The 25809-nt window shown below is 68.2% G+C and carries 22 protein-coding genes; 14 read left to right on the plus strand and 8 right to left on the minus strand.

Translation table 11 applies throughout. The annotated features are described in order from the left end of the window. The first annotated feature begins 397 nt into the window (after positions 1 to 397). Positions 398 to 574: a hypothetical protein gene (locus FHS97_RS05245; protein ID WP_184035086.1), complete on the plus strand. Its 177-nt coding sequence runs from the start codon at positions 398 to 400 to the stop codon at positions 572 to 574. Here FHS97_RS05245 and FHS97_RS05250 read toward each other — a convergent pair. Together FHS97_RS05250 and FHS97_RS05255 are read right to left on the minus strand one after the other, a co-directional pair. Then, entirely contained in the window at positions 571 to 1644 is a 1074-nt protein-coding gene (locus FHS97_RS05250) for an NAD(P)/FAD-dependent oxidoreductase (protein WP_184034173.1), read from the minus strand. The two genes, FHS97_RS05245 and FHS97_RS05250, sit on opposite strands and share 4 nt — an antisense overlap. After that, complete coding sequence (locus FHS97_RS05255; protein ID WP_343053379.1) at positions 1641 to 2573, minus strand: alpha/beta fold hydrolase; 933 nt, start codon at positions 2571 to 2573, stop codon at positions 1641 to 1643. Before FHS97_RS05255 ends, FHS97_RS05250 begins: the two co-directional genes overlap by 4 nt. Before the next feature lie 57 nt (positions 2574 to 2630). Between FHS97_RS05255 and FHS97_RS05260 the strand changes: the two genes are divergently transcribed. From FHS97_RS05260 to FHS97_RS05295, 8 genes are read left to right on the plus strand one after another with little or no spacing between them, the layout of a single operon-like run. After that, a complete protein-coding gene (locus FHS97_RS05260) occupies positions 2631 to 3107 on the plus strand; it encodes a prepilin peptidase (protein ID WP_184034179.1) in 477 nt (158 codons plus the stop codon). A gap of 48 nt (positions 3108 to 3155) precedes the next feature. Next, entirely contained in the window at positions 3156 to 4181 is a 1026-nt protein-coding gene (gene cpaB / locus FHS97_RS05265; RefSeq protein ID WP_184034182.1) for a Flp pilus assembly protein CpaB, read from the plus strand. Position 4182: 1 nt separating this feature from the next. Then, the gene (locus FHS97_RS05270) at positions 4183 to 5721 is read left to right on the plus strand and encodes a type II and III secretion system protein family protein (protein WP_246346490.1); all 1539 of its coding nucleotides are present in this window, start codon (positions 4183 to 4185) and stop codon (positions 5719 to 5721) included. 11 nt (positions 5722 to 5732) lie between these two features. Next, positions 5733 to 6374, plus strand: coding sequence for a CpaD family pilus assembly lipoprotein (locus FHS97_RS05275; RefSeq protein WP_246346491.1), 642 nt, complete (start codon positions 5733 to 5735; stop codon positions 6372 to 6374). Between the two features lies 1 nt (position 6375). Beyond that, on the plus strand, positions 6376 to 7647 hold the full coding sequence (locus tag FHS97_RS05280) for a CpaE/TadZ family protein (protein WP_184034189.1): 1272 nt from the start codon (positions 6376 to 6378) through the stop codon (positions 7645 to 7647). Positions 7648 to 7678: 31 nt separating this feature from the next. Then, positions 7679 to 8647 carry a type II secretion system F family protein gene (locus tag FHS97_RS05285; protein WP_184034192.1) on the plus strand — a complete coding sequence of 323 codons (969 nt, stop codon included), beginning with the start codon at positions 7679 to 7681 and terminating at the stop codon, positions 8645 to 8647. A gap of 1 nt (position 8648) precedes the next feature. Continuing rightward, on the plus strand, positions 8649 to 9632 hold the full coding sequence (locus FHS97_RS05290; protein WP_184034195.1) for a type II secretion system F family protein: 984 nt from the start codon (positions 8649 to 8651) through the stop codon (positions 9630 to 9632). Between the two features lie 52 nt (positions 9633 to 9684). Further along, positions 9685 to 10134 carry a hypothetical protein gene (locus FHS97_RS05295; protein ID WP_184035088.1) on the plus strand — a complete coding sequence of 150 codons (450 nt, stop codon included), beginning with the start codon at positions 9685 to 9687 and terminating at the stop codon, positions 10132 to 10134. Here FHS97_RS05295 and FHS97_RS17420 read toward each other — a convergent pair. The 4 genes from FHS97_RS17420 to FHS97_RS05315 all read right to left on the minus strand — a co-directional run bounded on the left by FHS97_RS17420 (position 10127) and on the right by FHS97_RS05315 (position 16927). Then, positions 10127 to 10912 carry a PEPxxWA-CTERM sorting domain-containing protein gene (locus FHS97_RS17420; RefSeq protein WP_246346492.1) on the minus strand — a complete coding sequence of 262 codons (786 nt, stop codon included), beginning with the start codon at positions 10910 to 10912 and terminating at the stop codon, positions 10127 to 10129. The genes FHS97_RS05295 and FHS97_RS17420 overlap by 8 nt on opposite strands. Then, the gene (gene ppdK, locus FHS97_RS05305) at positions 10909 to 13578 is read right to left on the minus strand and encodes a pyruvate, phosphate dikinase (protein ID WP_184034199.1); all 2670 of its coding nucleotides are present in this window, start codon (positions 13576 to 13578) and stop codon (positions 10909 to 10911) included. The genes FHS97_RS17420 and ppdK overlap by 4 nt, the downstream gene beginning before the upstream one ends. A 74-nt stretch (positions 13579 to 13652) precedes the next feature. Then, positions 13653 to 16049: a glycine--tRNA ligase subunit beta gene (gene glyS, locus FHS97_RS05310; RefSeq protein ID WP_184034203.1), complete on the minus strand. Its 2397-nt coding sequence runs from the start codon at positions 16047 to 16049 to the stop codon at positions 13653 to 13655. Continuing rightward, on the minus strand, positions 16046 to 16927 hold the full coding sequence (locus tag FHS97_RS05315; protein ID WP_184035008.1) for a glycine--tRNA ligase subunit alpha: 882 nt from the start codon (positions 16925 to 16927) through the stop codon (positions 16046 to 16048). The genes glyS and FHS97_RS05315 overlap by 4 nt, the downstream gene beginning before the upstream one ends. 100 nt (positions 16928 to 17027) lie before the next feature. Between FHS97_RS05315 and FHS97_RS05320 the strand changes: the two genes are divergently transcribed. The 4 genes from FHS97_RS05320 (at position 17028) to FHS97_RS05335 (ending at position 20237) form a co-directional block, all read left to right on the plus strand. Beyond that, on the plus strand, positions 17028 to 17927 hold the full coding sequence (locus tag FHS97_RS05320; RefSeq protein ID WP_184034206.1) for a TraB/GumN family protein: 900 nt from the start codon (positions 17028 to 17030) through the stop codon (positions 17925 to 17927). Positions 17928 to 18214: 287 nt separating this feature from the next. Beyond that, positions 18215 to 18874 carry a 50S ribosomal protein L25/general stress protein Ctc gene (locus FHS97_RS05325; protein ID WP_184034208.1) on the plus strand — a complete coding sequence of 220 codons (660 nt, stop codon included), beginning with the start codon at positions 18215 to 18217 and terminating at the stop codon, positions 18872 to 18874. Between the two features lie 93 nt (positions 18875 to 18967). Continuing rightward, positions 18968 to 19534 (plus strand): aminoacyl-tRNA hydrolase, encoded by a 567-nt coding sequence (gene pth / locus FHS97_RS05330; protein WP_184034211.1) that lies wholly within the window; start codon positions 18968 to 18970, stop codon positions 19532 to 19534. A gap of 118 nt (positions 19535 to 19652) precedes the next feature. Further along, on the plus strand, positions 19653 to 20237 hold the full coding sequence (locus FHS97_RS05335; protein WP_184034213.1) for a TIGR02466 family protein: 585 nt from the start codon (positions 19653 to 19655) through the stop codon (positions 20235 to 20237). On the opposite strand, the gene FHS97_RS05340 is transcribed toward FHS97_RS05335, so the two are convergent. Beyond that, on the minus strand, positions 20221 to 21081 hold the full coding sequence (locus FHS97_RS05340; protein ID WP_184034216.1) for an oxidoreductase: 861 nt from the start codon (positions 21079 to 21081) through the stop codon (positions 20221 to 20223). The two genes, FHS97_RS05335 and FHS97_RS05340, sit on opposite strands and share 17 nt — an antisense overlap. 101 nt (positions 21082 to 21182) lie before the next feature. Here FHS97_RS05340 and FHS97_RS05345 point away from each other — a divergent pair, with 101 nt between their 5' ends. Further along, a complete protein-coding gene (locus tag FHS97_RS05345; RefSeq protein WP_184034220.1) occupies positions 21183 to 22871 on the plus strand; it encodes a DEAD/DEAH box helicase in 1689 nt (562 codons plus the stop codon). 213 nt (positions 22872 to 23084) lie between these two features. Here FHS97_RS05345 and FHS97_RS05350 read toward each other — a convergent pair whose 3' ends face one another. Continuing rightward, complete coding sequence (locus FHS97_RS05350) at positions 23085 to 25586, minus strand: PhoX family protein (RefSeq protein ID WP_184034224.1); 2502 nt, start codon at positions 25584 to 25586, stop codon at positions 23085 to 23087. Positions 25587 to 25809 lie beyond the last annotated feature (223 nt).

A 25809-nucleotide genomic window follows, 5' to 3' on the forward strand; every position in this document is an offset into this window, starting at 1 on the left:
CCCCCCCCCCGCCCGCCCCCCCCCCCCCCCCCCCCCCCCCCCCCCCCCCGCCCCCCCGCCCCCCCCCCCCCCGGCGGTGCCTTCGGGGGGCCTTGAAACGATGAATTCAGGGAACGTTCCACACCGCGCCGACCACGGCGACCAACGGAAGGAGCGCAAGAGCGAGGGGGGTGAACGTCTTCAACATGGCGACCTTTGCGAGCCGTTATCGTCGATGGCTGCACAATCGCTGCCGCCGGCAAAGGTTGCGCTGCGCTGAACAAATTCGATCCGTCGACCGGCATCGTCAACACGACGAGCCGAGCGTGCGGCGACGGAACACGGCGGCCGCGGGCAGGTTCTTCCATCACTCGCCGCTCCGACAGCGGCACCATCGCAAGATTGTAGGAACAAGGTCGTGCAGGCGAAGGAGCGGGAGCGTCAGGAGCGGTTGAGCGACATGGGCCGGGCGCTTCGCTCCACGCTGCGGGTTCCTACCGACACCTATATCACCGGCGATATCCCGACGCTGCTTACCTTGCTCGGGCAGGTTCCCGCCGTCCCCGAACGCAAGCAGACGACCGGCCGCGACTAACTCCGGAAACGCGCCGGCGCGTAGCGGCCGGGATCGATGCCGTCCGGTGACGCCCCGCCCAGCAGCAAGGCCGCGCCGATCCGGGCAGCGGCGGGCGCGGTCTGGATCCCGAACCCGCCCTGCCCCGCGAACCAGAAAAAGCCCGGCTCGGCCATGCCATAGACCGGCAGCCGGTCTGGCGCGAACGACCGCAATCCCGCCCAGCGCCGCTCGACGCGCACCACCCGCCAGTCGACCGCCTGCTCGAACCGGTCGATGGCGATCGCCACGTCGAGCTCCTCGGCCGCGACGTCATGCGCGACGACCGGATGCTCGTCATGCGGGCTCAGCCACAATCGCCCGCCCGCCTCGGGCTTGAAATAAAAGCCGCCGTTCACGTCGATCACGAACGGCAGCGTCGCCGGCACCAGTGGATCGGTCTGCAATTGCACCATCGTCCGCCGATAGGGCGTGATCCCGATCGGCCGGACGCCGCTGCGCACCGCCACCTCGTCCGCCCATGCGCCTGCCGCGTCGACGAGGATCGTCGCGCTGAACGCACGGCCGTCCTCGATCTCGATCCGCCACGCCCGGTCGCGCCGCGTCGCTGCCGCGAGCCGCGCGCCGCTCACCAGCGTCGTCCCGCTGCGCGCCGCCTGCGCCAGACCATCGCCGTGAAGCCGCGCCACGTCGATATAGGCGCAGGTCGGCTCGCTGACGCCCAGCGTCCACGCCGGCAGCAGCCCGGGGATCAGCGGCTGCGGGTCGATCGCCGCGAGCGCGACCGGGCTCGCGGCAAACTCGTCGAGCAACGCCGCAATCGCCGGCGCGTCCTCGCCGCGCCCGATGTGCACCGCGCCCAGCGGATCGAGATAGCCGCCCGCCTGTAATGCCGCGCCGGAAGCGGTGGTCAGCGGCTGGATGTCCGGACCACCATAAGTCTCGGACCAGAACGCCGCCGAGCGCCCGGTGGCATGGTACCCCGGCCGCTCCTCGCCCTCGAGCAACAGCACGCGCGCGCGGTCGCCGATCGCCGCTGCGAGACTGGCCCCGGCGATTCCGGCCCCGACGATCGCGATGTCGTAGCTCATGCCGCGTGCCGATCGAGAAAGGCGTCGATCGCCGCCATCGCCCGCTGCCGAACCGGGTCGGCCTCGCGCAGCAATTCATGCGCCGCGCCGCGCCCGAACCGCACCAGCGTCGCGTTCGGCAGCCGCGCCGCGACCTGCGCGGCCGGGCGCGGGTCGACCAGCCGATCGTGTTCGGCGATCAGCATCAGCACCGGCGTCGTCAGCCGCGGCAGGGCCGGATCGGTGCGCAGCCGCGTCGTCGCCGCGAACGCCTCGGCAAGCCACGCCCAGCTCGGCGGCCCAAGTCGCAGATCGGGCTGCTCGGTCAGCCACCATTCCTCATCGCCATAGCGCGCCTTATCGGCGGTGAGCAGCCGCCGGCGCGGTAGCATGCCCGGCCGTTCATGGCTCTTCCACGCCGGACGCGCCGGATCGCCGACCCTCGCCATCGCCTGCGCCACGCGCCTCCCCAGCCACGACCCGATCGGTGAGCGCAGCCCGAGCATCGGTGCGACCAGCACCACCGCGTCGGCGCGCACTACATCGTCGAGCAGCGCGCGCAGCGCCATATAGCCGCCCATTGAGTGGCCGACGAGCACGTGCGGCCCGTGCTGCTGCGCGCGCCAGTTGCGCCACACCACCGCCAGATCGTCGATCAACGGCGAAAAGTCGTCGCAATGCCCGACATGCGGGTTGGCGCAGAGTCGTCCTGACCCGCCCTGCCCGCGCCAGTCGAACGCCGTGACCGCCCAGCCGCGCTCATGCCAGTCGGAGAATGCCTCGAGATATTTTTCGATCATGTCGCCGCGCCCGCCCTGGAACATCAGCGCGCCGCGCCCGCGCCCGGCGCGCGAGAAACGTCGCAGCCGCCACCCGTCCGCCGCGCTATCGAATGTCAGGCGCGCGTCGCTCGGCAAGGCACGGCGTACCGCAGCGGGATCGGTCGTCATCGACATTTCGCGGCATGGTTACGGTTTCTCAAACCATTCCGTCTAGCGCCAAGCAGCATGAACTGGGGATTTCTCGTCTGGCTGTTGCCCGCGCTGATGGGCGCGCTGCTGCTGTCGGCAGGAATCCAGGATGTGCGCTCGCGTGAAATCGCCAATTGGAAAAACGTCATCATCGCCCTGCTTGCACCGCTCTGGTGGCTGGCAATCGGGCTCGATCCATGGCCGGGCATGGCGGTGCAGACCGGTGTTGCCTTGCTCGTCTTCGCGCTGTTCGTCGGCGCGTTCGCGCTCGGTCAGATGGGCGGCGGCGACGTCAAGCTGATCGGTGCCTTGTCGCTTTGGCTGACGCCGCTGCACCTGCTCGACATGCTGCTGGCCATGTCGGTGATCGGCGGTGCGCTGACGCTGGCGATGCTGATCGAGCAGCGCGTCCGGCGCGGCGCGGGTTCGATCGAGGTTCCGTATGGCGTGGCAATCGCGCTGGCCGGTCTTCTCGCGCTTCGCGAACCGCTCCTTAACCAATTTACCCAATAATTGCAGTCACACAGGCGCTGCCAGGGCGGCGCGGGGACAGGGTCACTGATGGACAGTCGCAAGCTCATTCTGCTGGTCGGAGCCTTGATGGTCGCCGCGATCACCGCGTTTGCCGCACGCTCGATGCTGGTCGGCTCGCCCGCCCCGGAAGCCGCGGCGATGGGCGTCGTCGCGCCGAAGATCGACGGGCCGGAGGTGCTGGTCGCAACCCGCGCGCTGCCGGTCGGCACGATCCTCGACGCCGGCGCGCTGAAGTTCCAGCCGTGGCCCAAGGAACTCGTCGAAAATGCTTACTACCTGCGTAGCGGCACCGATCTGGGCAAGCTGATCGGCACGGTCGTCCGGCTTCCGATCACGGCCGGGCAGCCGGTGACGCAAGGGCAGTTGGTCAAGCCCGGCGACCGCGGCTTCCTCGCCGCCGCCCTCGGGGCGGGGATGCGCGCGGTGACGGTGCCGGTATCGGCGCAAACCAGCGTCGCGGGCTTCGTCTTCCCGGGCGATCACATCGACCTCATCCTCACCCAGTCGGTCGAGGGCGACGGGCCGCCGCTGCGCGCCAGCGAGACGGTGATGCGCAACCTGCGCGTCCTCGCCACCGATCAGCGCACTACCGACCAGAAGGACGATCAGGGCAATACCGTGGTTCAGACCTTCTCGACCGTTACCGTCGAGGCGACTCCGAAGATCGCCGAGCAGATCGCGGTCGCGCAGACGATCGGTACGCTGTCGCTGTCGCTGCGCTCGCTCGCCGACAATGCCTCGGAACTCGATCGCGCGATCGCCTCGGGCAACGTGAGCGTCGGCGACGCGAAGGATGCCACCGCCGAGGAAGCGGTGCTCGACCGGCTGGCGAACACCCCGCAGACCGGCAACACCACTTACGCGGTCGGCGCCGACGTCTCGCGCTTTCAGCGGCGTACCATGCCGGCGCGCAGCACCCCGGCGGCACCGGGACCGTCGATGCCTGGCGCGCCCGTTGCGGCCGCCGCCGCCGGCACCGCCCCCACCGGCCCGCTGGTCCGGATCGCCCGCGGCAATGCCGTGACCGAAGTCTCCGTCGCAGGAAAGAACTGAGATGCGCGCTCCCCTGTTTCATGGCGCGGCGCTGGCCATGGCGCTGACGGCGGCACTCTCGCCGGCCATCACCGCCGCCGCTCCGCGCGCCGCGCAACGCCCGGCGGCTCCGGCCCGGCCGGTGGTGCGCAGCGGCCTGCCGCCGGTCGGCGTCACCAAGCCGAGCGTCGAGAAGTGGCTGTCGATCGGCGAGGGTGAGCTTATCACCCTGCCCGCCGCGGTCAGCGAGGTATGGACCTCCAATGCCGCCGCCGCCGACGTCTATGTCGCCAATCCGCGCCAGATCCATCTATTTGGCAAGGCCGATGGCGAGGCGACGATCTTCGCCACCGATCGCGCCGGTGCGGTGATCTATTCGGCCTCGGTCCGCGTCGCACAGAATGCGACGCAGATCGACCGGATGCTTCAGGCGGCGTTGCCGGGCAGCGACTTCCACGTAACCCTCGTCGGACAGATCGCAGTCATCAACGGCAATGCCGTCGCGCCTGCCGACGCCGAACAGGCACAGCGGTTGGTGACGAGCCTGCTCAACCCGGGCGTCGATCCGAGTGCCGACAATGCAGCGCTCAAGATGGCGGTCATCAATCGCATCAAGGTCGCGACGCCGCTGCAAGTCAATCTGCAGGTCAAGTTCGCCGAAGTGAGCCGCTCGTTCCTCAAGAACATCGCCAACAACATCACCACGCGCACGCTCGGCAACAAGAACCCGCTGCTAGGGCTTGGCTTCGGTCGGCAGGGTTCGATCACCAACGTGCTGCCCGGCACCGATCCGAACCTGCCGAACGGCGGCACCAGCTTCACGTTGCCGGGGGTGGTCAACGGCAGTGGCACGTTCAGCCTCTTCGGCCGGCTGCTCGGCACGGACTTCATCAATGCGCTCGACCTCGGCGAGACGCTGGGTCAGGTGACGACGCTCGCCAATCCAAACCTGACCGCCTTGTCCGGCGAGACCGGGACCTTCCTCGCCGGCGGCGAGATCCCGATCCCGATCGCGCAGGCGCTCGGCACCAACTCGATCGAATACAAGCAATTCGGGGTCAGCCTCGCCTATACGCCGACCGTGCTGTCCGACGGGCGCATCTCCCTACGCGTCAAGCCCGAGGTGTCGCAGCTCGATTACGGCAATGCGGTTTCGGTCGGCAGCGCGCGTGTCCCGGCGCTGACCACGCGTCGTGCGGAGACCACCGTCGAGCTCGGCTCCGGCCAGAGCTTCATGATCGCCGGGCTGATGCAGAACACGCACAACAACAGCTATACCAAGACGCCCGGCGTCGGCGATCTGCCGATCCTCGGCGCGCTGTTCCGCTCGAACGGCTTTCAGCGCAACGAGACCGAGCTGGTGATCGTCATCACCCCGTATCTGGTCCGCCCGGTCGACGCCGCGGCCGTCAAGCTGCCGACCGACGGCTACAAGGCGCCGACCGATCTGGAGCGTGCGTTCCTCGGCAAGCTCGACAGCGGCAATCGCGCCGTCGAGCGGCCGAAGCCGAAGCTCGACACCCCCGCTGCGCCGCCGGCGCCCGGCTTTTCGATCAAGTGAGGATGCTCTCCATGACTCCGCGTCCGCTCCTCCTCGTCCTGACGCTCGCTGCAGCGCTGCCGCTCGCCGGATGCGGCGGCTATCGTGGGCTTGAGACGATCCACCAGCCGGTCGTCACGCAGACCGACTATACACTGGACCTGCTGGCCGGGCCCGACCGTCTGGGCGGCGGCGAGGCGCAGCGGCTGCGCGGCTGGCTCGACACGCTCGCTCCGCCGCACGGCGCCACGATCGCGATCGACGATCCCGCCGCCCCGCCGGGCGCGCGCGCCGAGATCGCGGCGGTAGCGGCCGACCACGGGCTGCGGCTGGCCACACGCGCCGCACCGCAGGGCGATGCGCCGCCCCCCGGCACGCTGCGCGTGGTCGTGACGCGCAGCAGCGCATCGGTGCCGAGCTGCACCGCCCCCGCGCCGGCCGCGACGCTGGTCAATTTCGACGCCCATGCCAGCGGCTCTTTCGGCTGCGCGATCAACGGCACGCTGGCGGCGATGGTCGCCGATCCGAACGATCTGCTGCACGGCAAGAGCGACGACGGGGCGACGACCGCGACCACGGCCGCCAAGGCAATCGGCGTCTGGCGCAAGGCGGCCCCGACCGGAGCCGGCGGAACCGCGCTGAAGAGCGAATCGACCACCATGGGGGGCCGCTGACATGAACGCACCGTGGAAAGTCGCGGGCGGAGCAGCCCGCGCGCCCTTCCTCGCCTTCTGCTGCGACGACAATGCCAGCATGACGCTGCGCGCGGTCGTCGACGAGCTCGGCTGGCCGCAGGAGAACGTGTACAAGGGCGGCCTTCGTCAGGCGGTGCAGACGCTGGCCGTCTCCTCCAGCCCGCAATTGCTTTTCGTCGACCTGAGCGAGACCAGCGATCCGCTCGCCGACATCAACAGCCTGGCCGAGGTCTGCGAGCCGGGTACGATCGTGATCGCCGCCGGGCAGGTCAACGACGTCCGGCTCTATCGCGACCTGCTGGCGAGCGGCATCCACGACTATCTGCTCAAGCCGCTCGGCGTGGATGCGGTGCGCGACGCCTTCGCGTCCGCGCAGGCGATGCTCAACACCCCGCGGTACGCCGATACCGCCGCCGAGCGCGTCCATTCGGCGCTGGCGGTGGTCGGGTGCCGCGGCGGCGTCGGTGCCTCGACGATCGCGACCTCGCTGGCGTGGCAGCTGAGCGAGGCCGGCAAGCGCTCAACCGCGCTGCTCGACCTCGACGTGCATTTCGGCACGAATGCGCTGGCGATGGACCTCGAGCCGGGGCGCGGGCTGATCGACGCGATCGACAATCCCAGCCGTATCGACGGCCTGTTCCTCGAACGCGCACTCGTCCGCGCCTCGGACAAATTGTCGGTGCTGTCGGCGGAAGCGCCGATCAGCAATCCGATCGTCACCGACGGCACGGCCTATTACCAGCTTCAGGACGAGCTGCGCAGCGCGTTCGACATCAGTGTCATGGACCTGCCGCGCGCGATGCTGATCCAGCATCCGCATCTGATGGCCGAAGTGCAGGCGGTGGTGCTCGTCACCGACCTGACGCTCGCCGCGGCGCGCGACACGATCCGCTTGCTGTCGTGGCTGCGCACCAACGCCCCGCAGGCGCAGGTCTGCGTCCTCGCCAACCGCGTCCATCCCGGCGCACAGCAGGAAGTGCTCCGCAAGGATTTCGAGGGATCGATCGAGCGCAAGATCGACGTGGCGATCCCTTATGACCACAAGCTGGCGTCGCAGGCGGCCAAGCTCGGCAAGCCGATGGCGGCGGCGGGCAAAGGCTCCAAGACCCTCGCCCCACTCGCCCAGCTCGCCGAGCGGTTGCTGGCCGCGTCCGGCGACGATGCGGTGCCGCTGACCAAAAGCGCGGCACGCGGCGGTTCCTTGCTCGCGCGGATCACCGAACTGGTCGCCAAGAAGCCGGCGCGGACGTGATCGCCCCCGCCCCCCTCGCCGCGGAGCCGTCATGTCGCCGCTGATCCTGCTGTTGCTGGCCAGCGCGATCACGCTCGGACTGCTCGCCTTCGCGCTCGCCACGCCATCGACGCAGAAGGCTGGTGCGCGCCGGCTCGCGGGGTTGCGCGCGCGACACGTTCCGGTCCCGACCAACACGATCGAGGCGCAGATGCGCCGGATCACCGGACGCAGCGCCACGCGCGCCGATCTGGCGATGACGCGCATTCTGCCCAATGCCGCCGAGTTGCGGAAACGGCTGTCGATGACCGGCAAGGCATGGACCGTCGGCCAATATGGTATCGCCGCCGGGACGATCGGTGTCGTCACGCTGCTGTTGTTGCTGCTGCAGGGCGTGCCGGTGCTGATCGCGCTGCCGGTCGGCATGATGCTCGGCGTCCTGGCCCCGCACCTCGCGGTGGCGTTCCTTATCAAGCGCCGGATCGGCGCGTTCATCGCCAAATTCCCGGACGCGATCGAGCTGCTGGTCCGCGGCCTGCGCTCGGGCCTGCCGATCTCGGAGACGATGCAGGTCGTCGCCGCCGAGGTGCCCGGCCCGGTCGGCGAGGAATTCCGCTCGGTGTCCGACAAGATGCGGATCGGCCGCTCGATGGACGTCGCGCTTCAGGAGACCGCCGACCGTTTGATGACCGCCGAATTCCAGTTCTTCGTCATCACGATCTCGATTCAGCGCGAGACCGGCGGCAACTTGGCGGAAACGTTGCAGAATCTCGCGACGGTTCTGCGTCAGCGCGGGCAGATGAAGCTCAAGATCAAGGCGATGTCGTCGGAATCGAAGGCATCCGCCTATATCATCGGCTCGTTGCCGTTCATCGTCTTCGGTCTGATCTACACCATCAACCCACCGTACATGCAGACGTTCTTCAGCGATATCCGGCTGACGGTCACCGCGGTCGGCGGGCTCGTCTGGATGGCCATCGGCGCCTTCATCATGGCCCGTATGGTAAGCTTCGAGATCTGACATGCCCATGTTCTTCGGCCTCGACCTGTTGATGCTCGCCACCTTGCTGCCCGCCTTGGGTGCGGCGCTGCTGATCGGCAGTTACGCCACCCGTGCGTGGCGCGATCCGATGACGCGGCGGGTCCGCGCGCTCAACGATCGGCGCGAACAGCTCAAGGCGGGCATCACCGCCTCGACCGCGAAGCGCCGCACCAAGCTCGTCCACCAGAGCAACGCCGCCGATCGGGTCCGCGCGTTGCTGTCGTCGCTGCGCGTGTTGCAGGACGAGCAGGTCAAGGAGGCGCAGCGCAAGCTGATCCAGGCCGGCATCCGCAACAAGGAATGGGCGGTCGCCGTGATCTTTGGCCGGCTGGTGCTCCCGATCGTGTTCGGCGGGCTGATGGTGATCTGGGTCTATCTGCTCGACGCCTTTCCCGACTGGGGGGCGCTCAAGCGCTACGGGCTGGTCGCGGGCACGTTCGTGCTCGCCTACAAGGCGCCCGACATCTTCCTGAAGAACAAGATCACCAAGCGGACCGACGCGATCCGCAAGGGCTTGCCCGACGCGCTCGACCTGCTGGTGATCTGCGCGGAGGCCGGGTTGACGGTCGACGCCGCCTTCCACCGCGTGTCGCGCGAACTGGGCAAGGCCTATGCCGAACTCGGCGAGGAATTCGCGCTTACCGCGATCGAGCTGGGCTTCCTCACGGACCGGCGGCAGGCGTTCGAGAACCTCGCCAATCGCGTCGACCTCGACGCGGTGCGCGGCGTGGTCACGACGATGATCCAGACCGAGAAATACGGCACCCCGCTCGCCAGCGCGCTGCGCGTGCTGTCGGCGGAATTCCGTCACGAACGGATGATGCGCGCCGAGGAGAAAGCGGCGCGGCTGCCGGCGATCATGACGGTGCCGCTGATCATGTTCATCCTGCCGGTGCTGTTCATCGTCATCCTCGGCCCGGCGGCCTGCTCGCTCAACGACTCGTTCATCAACGCCAAGCCGTAGGAACAGCCAACCCGCTGCGTCGTTGAGCCACGACCAGAAGCGGAGGTCCGTCATGCTGTTCACCACGACGACGCAATATATCGCACTGGCGATCGCGCTGGTCGCCGGATGGCTGTTCGGGTTGGCCAGCCATCCCGGCGGGCGCAAGTGGAAGGCGCGCTACGTCGCCGAGCGCGACGCGCACGCCGTGACCAGCAAGCGTGTTTCCGAGCTGGAACGCGACCATGATACCGCCACCAAGCGCGCCGCCGAGCTGGAGCGCGACCACGGCACCGTCGGGACGCGCGTCACCGAGCTGGAGCGCGAGCGCGATCTCGCCAACGAGCGCGTCGCGGAGTTGAAGCGCGAGAACGACGAACTGGAGCGCGAGAACAGCCGCCTGTCGGCGGCGCCGCCGCTCGCCGGCGACCGATTCGTCCGTGACGACCGACCATTCGACGATGACCGGTATGACGGCGACCGCCTTTCGCCCGGGCACCCGCGCGACCGCGGCTTTATCTGACGGATATCGCTCCCGTCGCTTCGGACGTGGTACGAAGCAACGACGATGCGGTAGCTCGGCGGCGCCGTCGCGCCGCCACCCCGATCATGCCGAAGCCGATCAACATCAGCGCCCATGTTCCCGGCTCCGGCACCGCGCGCAGCGTGAAGCTGTATTGGCTCGACAAACCGCTGCTCCGCCCGGCTGCCGCGACCGGACCGAACGCATCTTCGATGCGCAATTCATAGCTGCCGGGTGCGAGCAACACTTGCCGCGTGCCGTTCGCACCATCGCCCAGCGCGCCGAGCTGCAACAGCGGCGCGGCGCCACTACGCGCCGCGAGCGACAGCGCCTGCCCCGGCAGCTGCCCGTCCGCGCTGTCGCCATAAGCCCCGACCCCCCAATCCACGTCGAACAATGTCTGTTCGTCGGTGGTGAAGAAATAGCGGTAATTGGCGCTGCTTGCCGCTACCGCATTGCCGCTGTCGCCCGCGCCCGGCGTCAGCGACCGCTGAAAGGTGATCCGTCCCCGCTCGGCGCTGCCAAGCTCGGCGGCGACCGTCGACCGTCCGCGAACCATCGGAAAACCGGTCGTGCCGCGCTCGACCAGTTGCGCCGTCGCGCTCACCCGGCCCGTCCCCGTCGCGGCGTCGCTGCCCGACGAGTCCGCCGGCATTCCCGCGATCGTGCCGCTCAACCGCGTGTCGACGATCTGCGTGCCGATCGTCACCGCAGCGTGTGCGGGAATTGGCGCCAGCGCACCCGCGACGATCGCGGGAGCGGTGATCCGCACGCTCATGACGCCGCCTTCAGCGCGGCCTGCGCCGCCGCCAGCCGTGCGATCGGCACGCGATACGGCGAGGCCGAGACGTAATCGAGCCCGACCTGTTCGCAGAAGGCGATCGACGCCGGGTCGCCGCCGTGTTCGCCGCAGATGCCGAGTTTGATGCCGGGGCGCGTCTTCCGCCCGCGCTCGGCAGCGATCTCGACCAGTTCGCCGACGCCCTCGACGTCGAGGCTGACGAACGGGTCGCGCGCGTAAATGCCCTTTTCGACATAGGCGCCGAGAAAGCGGCTCGCGTCGTCGCGGCTGACCCCCAGCGTCGTCTGCGTCAGGTCGTTGGTGCCGAACGAGAAGAACTCGCCCGCCTCGGCAATCTCGCCCGCGCGCAGCGCGGCGCGCGGCAGCTCGATCATCGTGCCGACGAGGTAATCGACCGTTCGCCCACGCTCGGCGAACACCGCCTTCGCCGCAGTATCGACGACGGTCTTCATCAACTCGAGCTCGCGCTTCGTCCCGACCAGCGGGATCATCACCTCGGGGATCGGGGCCTCGCCCGACTTCTCGGCGACGTCGATCGCCGCCTCGAAGATCGCACGCGCCTGCATCTCGTAGATTTCGGGATAGGTAACGCCCAGCCGGCAACCGCGATGCCCGAGCATCGGGTTGAACTCGTGCAGTTCGGCCGCGCGGCGCTTCAACTGCTCGACCGACAGCCCGGTCGCCCGCCCGACTTCGGCGAACTCGTTTTCCTCGTGCGGCAGGAATTCATGAAGCGGCGGGTCGAGCAACCGCACTGTCACCGGCAGACCCGCCATCACCTCGAAAATGGACGTGAAATCGGCGCGCTGTTCGGGGAGCAGTTTCTCCAGCGCCGCGCGCCGCCCCGCCTCGTCCTCGGCGAGGATCATCTGGCGCACCGCGGTGATCCGCGCCGCGTCGAAGAACATATGCTCGGTACGGCACAGCCCGACGCCCTCCGCACCGAAATCGCGTGCGGTGCGGCAATCGAGCGGCGTCTCGGCATTGGCGCGGACCTTGAGGCGACGCACGCCGTCGGCCCATTCCATCAACGTCCCGAAATCGCCGGCCAGTTCGGGCTGGATCGTCGCGACCTCGCCGACCATCACTTCGCCGGTCGCGCCGTCGATCGTCAGCGTCTCGCCTTCACGCACCTCGCGGCCGCCGACGCGCAACACCTTGTCCTTGGCCGAGATCGCCAGCGACCCCGCGCCGGATACGCACGGCCGCCCCATCCCGCGCGCCACCACCGCGGCGTGGCTGGTCATCCCGCCGCGCGCGGTGAGGATGCCCTTGGCGGCGTGCATGCCGTGGATGTCTTCGGGGCTGGTTTCAGTGCGGACAAGGATCACCGCCTTGCCGTCCGCCGCCATCCGCTCGGCGGTGTCGGCGTCGAACACGACCAGCCCGCTCGCCGCGCCCGGCGAGGCGGGCAGCCCCTTGGTCAGCACGTCGCGCGGCGCGTTCGGATCGAGCGTCGGGTGGAGCAACTGGTCGAGCGCCTGCGGGTCGACGCGCGCGATCGCTTCCTCGCGGGTGATCAGCCCCTCGCTCGCCATTTCGACCGCGATCTTGAGCGCGGCCTTGGCGGTACGCTTCCCCGAACGGGTCTGGAGCATCCACAGCTTGCCGCGCTCGACCGTGAACTCGATGTCCTGCATGTCGCGATAGTGGGTTTCGAGCGTGTCGAAGACCGCCGCCAGCTCGGTATAGACCTCCGGCAGCGCCTCTTCCATCGACAGCGGCTTGGCGCCCGCTTCCTCGCGCGCCGCCTTCGTCAGATATTGCGGGGTGCGGATGCCGGCGACGACGTCCTCACCCTGCGCATTGATGAGGAATTCGCCGTAATAGGCGCGGTCGCCCTTGGCGGGATCGCGGGTGAAGGCGACGCCGGTGGCGCTGGTGTCGCCCATGTTGCCGAACACCATCGCCTGCACGTTGACCGCAGTGCCCCAGTCGCCGGGGATGTGGTTGAGGCGGCGATAGACCTTGGCGCGCTCCGACTGCCACGAGCCGAACACCGCGCCGACCGCGCCCCAGAGCTGGTCGTGCACGTCCTGCGGGAACGGCTTGCCCCATTCCTTTTCGACGACGCCCTTGTATTCGGCGACCAGTTCGCGCCAGTCCGCCGCCGACAGCTCGGTATCGAGCGTATAGCCGCGGTCTTCCTTGGCGATCTCCAGCGCTTCCTCGAACGCGCCGTGATCGAGTTCGAGCACCACGTCCGAATACATCTGGATGAAGCGGCGATAGCTGTCCCAGGCGAACCGCTCGTCGCCGCTGGTCGCGGCCAGCCCCTCGACCGTCGCATCGTTGAGCCCGAGGTTGAGGACGGTGTCCATCATCCCCGGCATCGAGACGCGCGCGCCGGAACGCACCGACACCAGCAACGGATCGGCGGCGTCGCCGAACGTCTTGCCGGTGATCCGCTCGATATGCGCGATCCCTTCGGCGACCTCGGCCTTGAGCGAGTCGGGGAAGCGCTCGCCTTCCTCGTAATAGCGCGTGCACATCGCGGTCGAGATCGTGAACCCCGGCGGCACCGGCAGATCGATCGACGCCATCTCGGCCAGGTTCGCGCCCTTGCCGCCGAGCAAATTCCTGTCGCCCTTGCCCCCGTCGGAGACGCCGCCACCGAAGCGATAGACGTAACGCTGGGTCATCTGCCAAGTCCTTGATCTTGCGTCGGCGGGCGGCGCGAATGTTGCGAAAGTTGAGACGCTGGCGGGTTTGCTCGTCAGCCCTCGATTCTCGAAAAATCGGCCACCTTGTGCACTGCGGCGCGAACGCGCGCCAGCAGGATTAAACGTGTTGAACGCTTTTCCGGATCGCTGTCATTTACGGTAACGCTATCAAAGAACGCGTCGATCGGCGCGCGGAGCGACGCGAGCGCCGCCATCGCACCCTCGAAATCCTCGCGCTCGATCGCCTGTGCGGCGGCGGGCTCGGCGGCGTCGAGCGCGGCGATCAGCGCAGCTTCGTCCTTTTCGGGCGTGTAGGACAGTCCCCCGTCGTTCCCGCGCAGGCGGGAACCCATGTCTGCTTCCTCGGGCGAGGCCGCCTGATCGACAGAGACATGGGCCCCTGCCTGCGCAGGGGCGACGGGGAAGTTCTCTTTCTTCAGGATGTTGGCGGCGCGCTTGTAGCCGGCGAGCAGGTTCGCGCCGTCGTCGGTGCCGACGAACGACTGGAGTGCGCGGACGCGGGCGAGCAGGCGGACGAGATCGTCCTCGCCGCCGAGCGCGAAGACAGCATCGATCAGGTCGTGGCGGACGCCGGCCTCGCGTTGCTGGACCTTGAGGCGGTCGGCGAAGAAGTCGAGGAGCGCACGCAAGCGAGGACCAAAAGTTGCAAACTCCTCGTCGCTCGACGAAGATCGCCGGTGTTGAAGGGAGCTAAAGATATGAGTCATCAATCTTCCCCGCGGCTCGGAAGGCAGCCCCGAAGAAGCTTTGGAGAACTCGGCAAACTTTTCTTCATGTAGCCGTGTCGTGATAGTATCGCGAACGAGACCCCAAGCTTCGACGACAGCCGACGCCAACTCTAGACGAAGTCCGTTTGCTAAGAGCAGACGTGACACGGACAACGCTGCACGACGCAGAGCGTAAGGGTCCTTTGAGCCGGTGGGGGCATGATCGATTACGAAGAACGCTACAAGCGTATCCAGCTTGTCCGCCAACGACACCGCCACCGTCACCGGATCGGTCGGCACCTCGTCGCCCTGCCCGACCGGCTTGTAATGGTCGCGGATCGCGTTCGTGACGGCTTCGTCCTCGCCTTGGGCGGCGGCGTAATAGCCGCCCATCAGGCCTTGCAGCTCGGGGAACTCGCCGACCATGCCGGTGACGAGATCGGCCTTCGCCAGTCGCGCTGCCCGTTCGGCTTGAGCGGCAAGCTGCTCCCTCTCCCCTCCGGGGAGAGGGTCGGGGTGAGGGGTCGGGGTCTCGCAGAGAGGGCGGTCTCGGTGAGACACCTGCCCCTCACCCAAACCCTCTCCCCTGAGGGGAGAGGGCTTAACCACGCCCTCCTCCACCAGCCAGCGCGCCAGCTTGGCGACGCGTTCGACCTTGTCGGCGACCGTGCCGAGCTTCTCGTGAAAGACGATCCGGTCGAGCTTCTTGGCCTGTTCCTCCAACGGCACCTTCAGATCGGTGTCGTAGAAGAAGCGCGCATCGCTCAGCCGGGCGGCGAGGACCTTGCGGTTGCCCTCGACGATCTTCGCGCCGCCGTCATGCGCGTCGATGTTAGCGGTACAGACAAACGCGTTCGCGAGCTTGCCCGTCCCGTCACGGCACACGAAATATTTCTGATTTACCCGCGCGGTCAACTGGATGACCTCGGGCGGCACCGACAGGAAGTCGGCGTCGAAGCGGCCGAGCAGCGGCACCGGCCATTCGGTCAGCCCGGCATTCTCGGCGACCAGCCCCTCGTCCTCGACCAGCACCAGCCCGGCCTCGGCGGCGAGCGCGGTGGCGCGGTCGCGGATCAGCGCGGCGCGCTCGTCCTGGTCGACGATGACGTGGCAGGCGCGCAGCTTCTCGACGTAATCCGCTGCCGAGCCGATCGTGATCGCCCCAGGATGATGGAAGCGATGCCCGAGCGTCGCCGCGCCGCTCTCGACCCCTGCAATCGTGACCGGCACAACCTGCTCGCCGAACAACGCGATGATGCCTTGAAGCGGGCGGACCCAGCGCAGGCTCTCGGTCGACAGCGAGGCGTCGCCCCAGCGCATCGACTTGGGCCACGGGAAGGCGCGGATGACGGCGGGGATCGCCTCGGCGAGCACGTCCGCAGTCGCGCGGCCGGGCTTTTCGGTGATCGCGTAGAGCACGCCGTCACGCTCGGTAAGCTGCTCGCGGGTCAGGCCGGTCTTGCGGAGGAAGCCCTCCAGCGCCTGCGGCGGGGCCGAGGCGCGCGGTCCCTTCACTTCCTCGCTGACCGCCTGCGTGGCGTCAGGCAGATCACGCAGGATCAGCGCGAGGCGGCGCGGGGTCGCATAGGTAACGGTCGCGGCGGCGGTGAGCCCGGCCTTCGCCAGCTCGGCCGCGAACAGCCGCGCGAGATCCTCGCGCGCCTTGGCCTGCATCCGCGCCGGGATTTCCTCCGAGCGGAGTTCGAGAAGAAAATCGCTCACGCCGCCCACCCGTTCTTTTCCATATAGGCCGCACACGCCGCCTTCGCGAGATCGCGGACCCGGCCGATATACGCCTGCCGCTCGGCGACCGAGATCACGCCGCGCGCCTGCAACAGGTTGAACGTGTGGCTGGCCTTGATCGCCTGTTCATAGGCGGGGATCGGCAGCTTGGCGACGAGGCTACGCTCGCACTCCGCCGCAGACTTCTTGAACAGATCGAACAGCGCGTCGGTGTCCGCGACCTCGAAATTCCACGTCGACATCTGCCGCTCGTTTTCGAGGAACACGTCGCCATAGGAGACGCCGGCATCGTTGAACGCCAGATCGTAGACGTTGTCGACGTTCTGGATATACATCGCCAGTCGTTCGAGTCCGTAGGTCAGCTCGCCCGCGACCGGCTTCATGTCGAAGCCGCCCATCTGCTGGAAATAGGTGAATTGCGTCACCTCCATCCCGTCGCACCAGACCTCCCAGCCCAGCCCCCAAGCGCCAAGCGTCGGGCTTTCCCAATCGTCCTCGACGAAGCGGATGTCGTGCAGCCCGGTGTCGACGCCGATCGCGGCGAGGCTGCCGAGGTAGAGTTCCTGCAAATCGGGCGGGCTCGGCTTCAGGATCACCTGATATTGGTAATAATGCTGGAGCCGGTTTGGGTTCTCGCCATAGCGCCCGTCGGTCGGGCGGCGGCACGGCTGGACATAGGCGGCGTTCCACGTGTCCGGCCCCAGCGCGCGCAGCGTGGTGGCGGGATGGAAGGTGCCGGCCCCCATTTCCATGTCATAGGGCTGGAGGATCGCACAGCCGCGCTCCGACCAATATTGGTGGAGCCGCAGGATCATCGCCTGGAAGCTGAGCGGGCGGGGAGCGCTGATGTCGGTCATGTTGTCGGTCACGGGGCCGAGCCTGTGGCGCAAGGGCGGCGCGGAATCAACAAAACGGTGACGCTTCACTTTCGCCGTGCGGCTCGCCATGGAGGGTGGCATGAAGATTGCCGCTCCGCTGCTCGCGCTGTTGCTCGCCCTGCCGCTGCCCGCCTGTGCGCAGCCGGCCCCCGCGCCCGCCGCGACCGCGCAGGATGCCGATCCCGCCTTGTGGGTGGTCAGGGACAAGGACACGACCATCTATCTGTTCGGGACGATCCACGTCCTGAAGCCGGGGCTTTCGTGGTTCGACGAGGCGGTGAAGACCGCGTTCGATCGCTCGCAGACGTTGGTGCTGGAAATGGTCGAGCCCGATGCCGCCACGCAGCAGCGCGTGGTGAGCGCCGCCGCCTTCGACCCGAACGGCACGCCGCTGACGCAGCAGCTCTCGCCCAATTACCGCGCCGCCTTCGCCAAGGCGATGGGCGACGGGCAGGTCCAGCCGGCGGTCTACGAGAAGATGCGCCCGTGGTTCGCGGCGGTGACGCTGTCGCTGCTGCCGGTGCGCCAGCTCGGCTATGATCCGGCGAACGGGCCCGAGAAGGTGCTGACCGACGCGGCGAAGGCGGCGGGCAAGCCGGTCGTCGGTCTGGAGACGTTCGAGGGGCAGCTGGGCGTGTTTGGCAAGCTGTCGAAGCCCGCGCAGGTGCAGTTGCTGGAGAGCACGCTCGACGAGCTGCCCAAGGTCGATGCGACCTTCACGACATTGGTCGATGCCTGGGCGAGCGGCAGGCCCGAGGGTGTGGCCAAGGAGATGAACGAGTCGCTGAAGGACTCGCCCGAGGTCGCCAGGGTGCTGCTCACCGACCGCAACAAGCAATGGGCGGCGTGGATCGCCGAGCGGATGAAGCGGCCGGGGACGGTGTTCATCGCGGTCGGCGCGGGGCATCTGGCCGGCGCGGGCAGCGTGCAGGACCAGCTGGGGGTGTACAAGCTGAAGGCGGTGCGGGTAAAGTATTGAGCCGTCGCCTCCAGCGGAGGTAGACAGGCGGCGACATCAATCGCCGTCGCCCCTGCGGAGGCAGGGGCCTATGGCTGTGTCGTGCTCGCGGAACCGGGACACACAGCCCGCCGCTTCCGTGTCAGACCTTTTACAACGACGACACAGACATGGGCCCCTGCCTGCGCAGGGGCGACGGTGTATATTGCAAATCCCGCCTCGCCCCGCTAAGCGCGCGGGCTTCCGGTCATGGTCATCCCTGGAGGCGTGGTCCGGAAGGCATATCACCGTATTTCGGAGCATTTGAGATGAGCGACACCATTACGCTCGCAGCCGAGACGCGTGACCGGGTTGGCAAGGGAGCCTCCCGTGCACTCCGTCGCGACGGCCGCGTCCCCGCCGTGATCTATGGCCAGAACAAGGAGCCGACCTCGATCCACCTCGAGGAGAAGGCGCTCGTCAAGGCGCTGATGACCGGCCACTTCATGAACTCGGTCATCATGGTCGACGGCACGCGCACGCTGGCCAAGGACGTGGCGTTCCACCCGGTCACCGACCGTCCGACGCACGTCGACTTCCTGCGCATCGGCGAACACGAGACCGTGACGATCGCGGTGCCGGTCGTGTTCACCGACGAGGACGACGCGCCGGGCATCAAGAAGGGCAATGGCGTGCTCAACATCGTCCAGCATGACGTCGAGCTGGTCGTCGACGCCGCCGACATCCCCAGCGAGATCACCGTCTCGCTCAAGGGTCTGGAGATCGGCGACACGATCCACATCGCCGATCTGAAGCTGCCGAAGGGCGCGAAGCCGGCCGCCGAGGGCGAGGTCGCGGTCGCCACGCTGGTGGCGCCGACCGTGCCGACCGCCGCGGACGAGCAGGCCGACGCCGAAGTGGCCGAGGCGCAGGCGGCCGAGTCCGAGGCGGCTGCCGCCGAGGGCGAAGGCGAGGACAAGGGCGAGTAATCGCCGGTCCGCCGATCGCGTGCGGACCAATGTTCGGGGGCAGGGCAGCGGCGACGCTCCCCTGCCCTTTGCTTTTGGAGAGAAGGATCAGCGATGCAATTGTGGGTGGGGCTCGGCAATCCGGGCGCGCAATATGCGATGCACCGCCACAATGTCGGCTTCATGGCGATCGACGCGATCGCCGCGGTCCATGGCTTCGCCGCGCCGGCCAAGAAGTTCCAAGGCTGGTTGCAGGAAGGCCGGATCGGGACGACCAGAGTGCTGCTGCTCAAGCCCGCGACCTTCATGAACGACAGCGGCCGCTCGGTCGGCGAGGCGCTGCGCTTCTACAAGCTCGGCACCGACGCGCTGACCGTCTTCCACGACGAACTCGACCTCGCGCCGATGAAGATCAAGGTGAAGCAGGGCGGCGGCACCGCCGGGCATAACGGGCTGCGCTCGATCGACCAGCATCTCGGTGCAGACTTCCGCCGCGTGCGGATCGGGATCGGGCACCCCGGGCACAAGGACCGCGTGACCGGGCACGTGCTCGGCAATTACGCCAAGAGCGAGATCGATGCGCTGAGTGACCTGCTCGGCGCGCTGGCGGCGGAGGCGGAGTGGCTCGCGCAGGGTGACGACGTGCGGTTCATGAACGACGTGGCGCTGCGGCTGGGGTGAGCGGGCCCTCCCTGCCGTCATTGTGAGCGTAGCGAAGCAATCCAGTGACGGACCAAGACGCCCTGGATTGCTTCGCTACGCTCGCAATGACGAGTGGACGGACCTAAGGACCCTCACCATGCCGACCCGCCAGCTGTTCCCAACCCTGTTCTACGACGCCGATGTCGCCGATGCCGCGCTGCTCGCCGACCTCGACGCCTCGTGCCGCGCGCTGGCCGAGGAGGATGTCGCGGGAAAGCGCTGGTCGAAGGCGCATGGCTATCGCGGCTATACCAGCTACGCCTCGCTCAACGACCTGCCGCTGCGCGATCCGGTGTTCGCCGATCTCAAGAAGCTGCTTGACCGCCATGTCGCGGCGTTCGCGAAGGAAGCCGGGTTCGATCTCGGCGGGCGCAAGCTCAAGCTCGACAGCCTGTGGGTCAACGTCATGAAACCGGGTGGCACGCATTCCGGGCATCTCCACCCGCACAGCGTCGTCTCCGGCACCTTCTATGTCGCGGTACCCGAAGGGTCGGGGGCGCTCAAGCTGGAGGACCCGCGGCTGCCGATGCTGATGGCCGCGCCGCCGCGCGACGGCACGTTCGTCTATGCCGAGCCGCGCGACGGCGCGTTGTTCCTGTGGGAGAGCTGGCTGCGGCACGAGGTGATGACCAGCACCGCCAGGGCCGAACGGATCAGCGTCAGCTTCAACTACCGCTGGTAGCGTCGGGGAAATCCGCGCCAAGCGCTTCGTCGCGCAGCCCCTCGATCTCCGCGACGCGCGCGCGCAACCGTTCGGTCACTGCGTCATAGCCCCATTTGCCGAGCACCAGATGCCGCGGTGGCGCCTCGCGCGTGACCGCGGCGATCATCGCCTCCCCCGCGCGCACCGGATCGCCGGGCTGGTTGCCCGAATAGCCCTTGGTGATCGCCATCCGTGCCGCCGCGGTCTCGGCATAATCGGCGATGTGGCTTTCGGTCTGGCGCAGCGAGCGCCCCGCCCAGTCGGTGCGGAACGGCCCCGGCTCGACGCAGGTCACCGCGATGCCGAGCGGTGCGACCTCGGCGGCGAGCGCGTCGGAGAAGCCCTCTACCGCGTGTTTCGACGCAGCATAATAGCCCGAGGACGGGAAGCCGACGAGCCCGGCGACCGAAGTGATGTTGACGATTGCGCCCTCTCGGCGCGCCCGCATCCCCGGCAGCACCGCGCGGGTCATGGCGAACAGGCCGAAGACGTTCGCGTCGAATTGCGCGCGGATCTCGTGCTCCTCGCCTTCCTCGATGCTCGACTGATAGCCGTAGCCGGCGTTGTTGACGAGCACGTCGATGCGGCCGAACCGCTCCTCGGCGGCGGCGACCGCGGCGGTGATTGCCGCCGCGTCGGTGACATCGAGCGCGAGCGGGAGCAGCCTGTCGTCCTGCCCTTGGCCGAGATCGGAAACGCGCGCCACGTCGCGCGCGGTCGCCACCGCGCGCCAGCCTTTCGCCAGCACCAGCGTCGCCAGTTCGCGACCGAAGCCGGTCGAGCAACCGGTGATGAACCAGACCGGATCGGCAGGGAGCGTCATGGCGGGAATTCCGTGATTGTCGGGGAAGGTGCCCAACGCGGCGGGTTCATGCTGCGTTCCCACTGGCATTTGTCGAGCAAAAGGCCCATGTGGAAGCCTTCATGGACTTCCCGAATCTCCCCCCCGCGCTCGCCAGCGCGCTCGCCACGCGTGGTTACACCGCGCTCACCCCCGTTCAGTCCGAGGTGACCGCCGAGGTCGCGCACGGTCGCGACCTGCTCGTCTCCGCGCAGACCGGCTCCGGCAAGACCGTCGCCTTCGGCCTCGCGATGGCCGAGCAGTTGCTTGGCGAGGACGGCAATCTGCCCGTCGCCGGTCCGCCGCTCGCGCTGGTGATCGCGCCGACGCGCGAACTGGCGTTGCAGGTCGCCAAGGAATTGACGTGGCTCTACGAGGGCGCGCGGATCGCGACCTGCGTCGGCGGCATGGACGCCAGCCGCGAGCGCCGCGCGCTCAACCACGGCGCGCATATCGTCGTCGGCACGCCGGGCCGCCTGCGCGACCATGCCGAGCGCGGCGCGCTCAACCTGTCGCAGATCCGCGCCGCAGTGCTCGACGAGGCGGACGAGATGCTCGACATGGGCTTCCGCGACGACCTCCAGGCGCTGCTCGACCAGACGCCGACCGAGCGCCGCACCCTGCTGTTCTCCGCGACGCTGCCGCGCCCGATCGTGGCGCTCGCCAAGGCCTATCAACGCGACGCGCTCCGCATCTCGACGGTCAGCGAGCAGCGCGGGCACGGCGACATCACCTATCGCGCGGTGACCGTCTCGCCGTCCGAGATCGAGCATGCGGTCATCAACCTGCTGCGCTTCTACGAGGCCGAGACCGCGATCCTGTTCTGCGCGACGCGCGACAACGTCCGGCATCTCCACGCCGGGCTGGTCGAGCGCGGCTTCGCGGCGGTGGCGCTGTCGGGCGAGCATTCGCAAAACGAGCGCAATCATGCGTTGCAGGCGCTGCGCGACCGCCGCGCGCGGGTGTGCGTCGCGACCGACGTCGCCGCGCGCGGGATCGACCTGCCGACGCTCAGCCTCGTCATCCACGTGGAAATGCCGCGCGATGCCGAGGTGTTGCAGCATCGCTCGGGCCGCACCGGGCGCGCGGGGAAAAAGGGCACCGCGGTGCTGATCGTCCCCTATCCGCGTCGTCGCCGCGTCGAGATGATGCTGCGCGGTGCGCGCATCGCCGCCGAATGGGGCGAGGTGCCGAGCGCCGAGGCGATCCGCGCCAAGGATCGCGAGCGGTTGCTCGAACGGCTGCTCGCGCCGGTCGAGGTCGATGACGACGATCAGGCGCTGGCGGCGGAACTGCTCAAGCAGCGCACGCCCGAGGAGATCGCCGCGGCGCTGGTCGCCGCACAGCGCGCCGCGCTGCCCGCGCCCGAGGAACTCGCCGACCGCAGCGAGATGACCGAGCGCCAGCAAAAGGGCCATCGCGACGGCTTCGACGACGTGGTGTGGTTCCACATGAACGTCGGTCGCCGCCAGAACGCCGATCCGCGCTGGGTGCTGCCGCTGCTGTGTCGTCGCGGGCATGTCACCAAGGCCGAGATCGGCGCGATCCGTATCGGCGCGACCGAGACGCAATTCCAGGTGCCGCGCGCGCTGGCGGCGCGTTTCGCGGCGGCGGTCAAGGCGTCCGCCAACGCGGACGGCGAGGACGAGAGCGGCGTGCGGATCGAACCGATGCCGAGCGGTGCGGTGCCGATCCGCAACGCCGGCGGCCCGCCGCAGCGGCGCCACGGCGGCGGCGGCGCGCCGCGCGGCGGTCCGCGCCCGCGGCGGTAATCCGACCCGATTTCATCATCGCGAGCGTAGCGAAGCAATCCAGAGCCGGATCAGGATGCCCTGGATTTCTTGGCTACGCTGGCGATGACGAGTGTAAGCGGAACCGGCGGTATGAATTAACGGCGACCGTAGCCCGTGCTACGGTCGCCGTTTCCGTTTTACCGCCTGCCCCGCCAGCCAACCGGGCAGGCGGGTGAAACCGGCCGGGGCAACTTACAGCCCGACCACGCCGCCATCGTTCTTGGTGATGACCACCGTTGCCGAGCGCGGACGACCCGTGCCGGTGCCGGTCGCCTGGGTCTGCGGCCAATGCGAGGTGATGTTGTCGTAGCCGCCTTCCTCGCCCGGATGCTGGATGTTGATGAAGATCGAGCGGCCGTCGGCGGTCGAGGTGATGCCGGTGATCTCACACTCCTTCGGTCCGACGAGGAAGCGCTTCAGCTTGGCGCCGGGCGCCGCACCGATCCGGGCAGTGGTGGTGGCGGTGCCGCCATAAGAGCTGGTTACGCTCTTGGTCGTGCCGTCGCCGACGCGGCCCGGCATTCCGATCAGCAACATGCAGTTGGTGACGTCCGTATAGGCATCGTCGTCGGTTTCGATGAACAGTAACGGCGACGCCTGCCCACCCGCATTGGTCGGCAGACCGAACCACAGGCCGTCGGGCGAGGAGAAGTCGTTGGTGTCGTCGAGGCCGGAGAGATTAACGTTCGCCGCATCGGCCCCGGCGCGCGCGCCAAAGGCATAGACGTCCCAGGTGAAGGTGAGCGACTCGGTCGAGTCATTGGCCTCGCGCAGGCGCAGGACGTGGCCGTTGGCGTTGCCCGAATTGACCTTGCCGTCGTTGCGGGTGTTGACATAGGCGCGCGGGTTGGCCGGGTCGATCGCGCGCTCGCTGCTCTTGCTCGCGATCCCGACGCGCCCCGAGTTGTTGGTGAGCGTGCAATACATTTCGCCGTTGACCGGGTTCACGGCGGTCCATTCCGGACGATCCATCGGCGTCGCCCCCAAAGCGTCGCCGGCCAGTCGCGCATTGGCGAGCACGTCGGCCTGGTCCGCGAACGGATAGAGCGCGTTGTTCGCATCCAGCCCGTTCTGCCCGAAGATCAGCGGCAGCCACTGGCCGGTGCCGTCGGCGTTGAACTTCGCGGCATAAAGCGTGCCAGCGTCGAGATATTTGTCGCCGGCGGCAAGGCGGTTGGACGGGGCGGCGTCAGCAGCCGACCAGGCGGTGGCCGAGACGAACTTGTAGATATATTCGTTACGTGAATCGTCACCCATGTAGAAGGCCGGCTTCACGCCCGCGATCACCCGGCCCGCCATGACGCCCTCATGCGCCATGCGGCCCAGCGCGGTGCGCTTGCGCGGGGTCGAGGCCGGATCGTACGGATCGATCTCGACCACCCAGCCGAACGTGAACGGCTCGTTGCGGAAATCGCCGGTGCCGTCCGCGGGGAGCGACGCCGAGGCCGAGGCGTTCCAGCGACGGTAGACGGTGCTGCTCGCATCGGCCGGGGTAACGGTCGACCAGAGATGATTGCCTTTCGCGCCCTCGCCGATCCCGTAGCGCGCGAACGAGACGTTCTGCTTCGCAAGGCCGGCGGCGGTGCGGATCGCCGCATCGCCGGTCGCGCGCCTGAAATAGCCCGCCCAATTTTCCTCGCAGGTCGCGTAGGTGCCCCACGGCATCGCGCCGTTCGCGCAATTGGCGATCGTGCCACGGCCGGTGGTGCCGTCCTTGGCATAGACGGTGCGCAGCATCGGATCGCCTTTCACCGGCCCGCTGAACGCGACCGGCGTGTTAGGGGTGACGCGACGATTGAGGCTGCTGCCCTGCACATAGCTCCAGGCGCCCGTGTTGCCGGCGCGCGTCACCTCGACCACCGAGACGCCATGCGCCTCGATCTCCTTGACGACCTCGGCCTCGACGGTCCGGGTGGTCTTGTCGGCGATGGTCTGCCCGGTGACGTGCATGTAGCGCGGATTGATATATTCGTGATTGAGCACGAGCAGCCCGCGCGTGCTGTTGCTCGCATCGGGGCTCGTGCCGGTCGCAGCGAGCCCGAAGAAGCTCATCCCGTCGTGATTGTCGCCGGCGCGCTGCGCGAAATTGCCGTCGGTGCCGTCATTGGCATAGGCCGCCACGCCGGCCGCGAGCGGGTCGCCGCAGCGATAGAGGATCGACGCGGTATAGCCGGTCGGTACGGTGACGATGTCGCTCTTGTTCTTGGCGACGGCGGTGAAGTCGAGCGTCGCCGGGCTGATGACGACCGTCGAATTGGCCTTGCTGATCGTGCTGCCGTTGCTCGCCGTGAACTGCAGGACGACGTTGGTCGCGGTGGTGACGTTGGGCGCGACGAAGCTGACCGAGGTGCCGGTGGTGCTCAGCGCCACGGTCGGCCCGCTCGCCTGCGACCAGCCGGTGTTGGTGGCATTGGCGCTGGCCGTGGCGGTCAGCGTCACGACGCGGCCGCCCTGCGTCTGGACGGTCGTGCCGTCCGAGACGGTGATCGCGTCGCTTCTCTTGTCATCGGAGTCGCAGCCGCCGAGCAGCGCGGTGCCGAACGCGGCGCTGGTCATCGCGGTCATCCCGCCCATCATCTGCCGGCGCGAGTAACGCTGGTCGACCAACTCGCCAAGCGTGGTGGTCGTGGACGGGTTGGAGTCGACATCGCCATCGGTGAATTCGATGACGTCGTCGTGGCGCAGGCTGGTCATGAGCGTTCCCCGGATTTGCTGTCCGGCGGGGCTATTGCGGGCTACAAAGGCAGGGGTGTGAAAGTTTGGCGACGCGCGCACGACAGTTAGGCGACAGCCCCGTGACATTCCCTTGGCGCTTGACCAGCCGGCGCGATCCGCTATAGGCCGCCGCGTCGCCGGTCCGCTTGCGGGCATGGCACACCGTCCGAGACAGCGGGTGGCCCCTCGGGCCTTAATTCCC

Origin of the sequence: Sphingomonas endophytica (genome assembly GCF_014199415.1) — a bacterium.
Taxonomy (GTDB): Bacteria; Pseudomonadota; Alphaproteobacteria; order Sphingomonadales; family Sphingomonadaceae; genus Sphingomonas; species Sphingomonas endophytica.

Coding starts and splice junctions, on each gene's coding strand:
- pth (WP_184034211.1), top strand. CDS start 18,968: ATGCAATTGTGGGTGGGGCTCGGCAATCCGGGCGCGCAATATGCGATG.
- FHS97_RS05320 (WP_184034206.1), top strand. CDS start 17,028: ATGAAGATTGCCGCTCCGCTGCTCGCGCTGTTGCTCGCCCTGCCGCTG.
- FHS97_RS17420 (WP_246346492.1), bottom strand. CDS start 10,912: ATGAGCGTGCGGATCACCGCTCCCGCGATCGTCGCGGGTGCGCTGGCG.
- FHS97_RS05335 (WP_184034213.1), top strand. CDS start 19,653: ATGCCGACCCGCCAGCTGTTCCCAACCCTGTTCTACGACGCCGATGTC.
- FHS97_RS05315 (WP_184035008.1), bottom strand. CDS start 16,927: ATGACCGACATCAGCGCTCCCCGCCCGCTCAGCTTCCAGGCGATGATC.
- FHS97_RS05275 (WP_246346491.1), top strand. CDS start 5,733: ATGACTCCGCGTCCGCTCCTCCTCGTCCTGACGCTCGCTGCAGCGCTG.
- cpaB (WP_184034182.1), top strand. CDS start 3,156: ATGGACAGTCGCAAGCTCATTCTGCTGGTCGGAGCCTTGATGGTCGCC.
- FHS97_RS05345 (WP_184034220.1), top strand. CDS start 21,183: ATGGACTTCCCGAATCTCCCCCCCGCGCTCGCCAGCGCGCTCGCCACG.
- FHS97_RS05325 (WP_184034208.1), top strand. CDS start 18,215: ATGAGCGACACCATTACGCTCGCAGCCGAGACGCGTGACCGGGTTGGC.
- FHS97_RS05340 (WP_184034216.1), bottom strand. CDS start 21,081: ATGACGCTCCCTGCCGATCCGGTCTGGTTCATCACCGGTTGCTCGACC.
- FHS97_RS05260 (WP_184034179.1), top strand. CDS start 2,631: ATGAACTGGGGATTTCTCGTCTGGCTGTTGCCCGCGCTGATGGGCGCG.
- FHS97_RS05280 (WP_184034189.1), top strand. CDS start 6,376: ATGAACGCACCGTGGAAAGTCGCGGGCGGAGCAGCCCGCGCGCCCTTC.
- FHS97_RS05270 (WP_246346490.1), top strand. CDS start 4,183: ATGCGCGCTCCCCTGTTTCATGGCGCGGCGCTGGCCATGGCGCTGACG.
- FHS97_RS05350 (WP_184034224.1), bottom strand. CDS start 25,586: ATGACCAGCCTGCGCCACGACGACGTCATCGAATTCACCGATGGCGAT.
- FHS97_RS05290 (WP_184034195.1), top strand. CDS start 8,649: ATGCCCATGTTCTTCGGCCTCGACCTGTTGATGCTCGCCACCTTGCTG.
- FHS97_RS05285 (WP_184034192.1), top strand. CDS start 7,679: ATGTCGCCGCTGATCCTGCTGTTGCTGGCCAGCGCGATCACGCTCGGA.
- FHS97_RS05295 (WP_184035088.1), top strand. CDS start 9,685: ATGCTGTTCACCACGACGACGCAATATATCGCACTGGCGATCGCGCTG.
- FHS97_RS05250 (WP_184034173.1), bottom strand. CDS start 1,644: ATGAGCTACGACATCGCGATCGTCGGGGCCGGAATCGCCGGGGCCAGT.
- ppdK (WP_184034199.1), bottom strand. CDS start 13,578: ATGACCCAGCGTTACGTCTATCGCTTCGGTGGCGGCGTCTCCGACGGG.
- FHS97_RS05255 (WP_343053379.1), bottom strand. CDS start 2,573: ATGACGACCGATCCCGCTGCGGTACGCCGTGCCTTGCCGAGCGACGCG.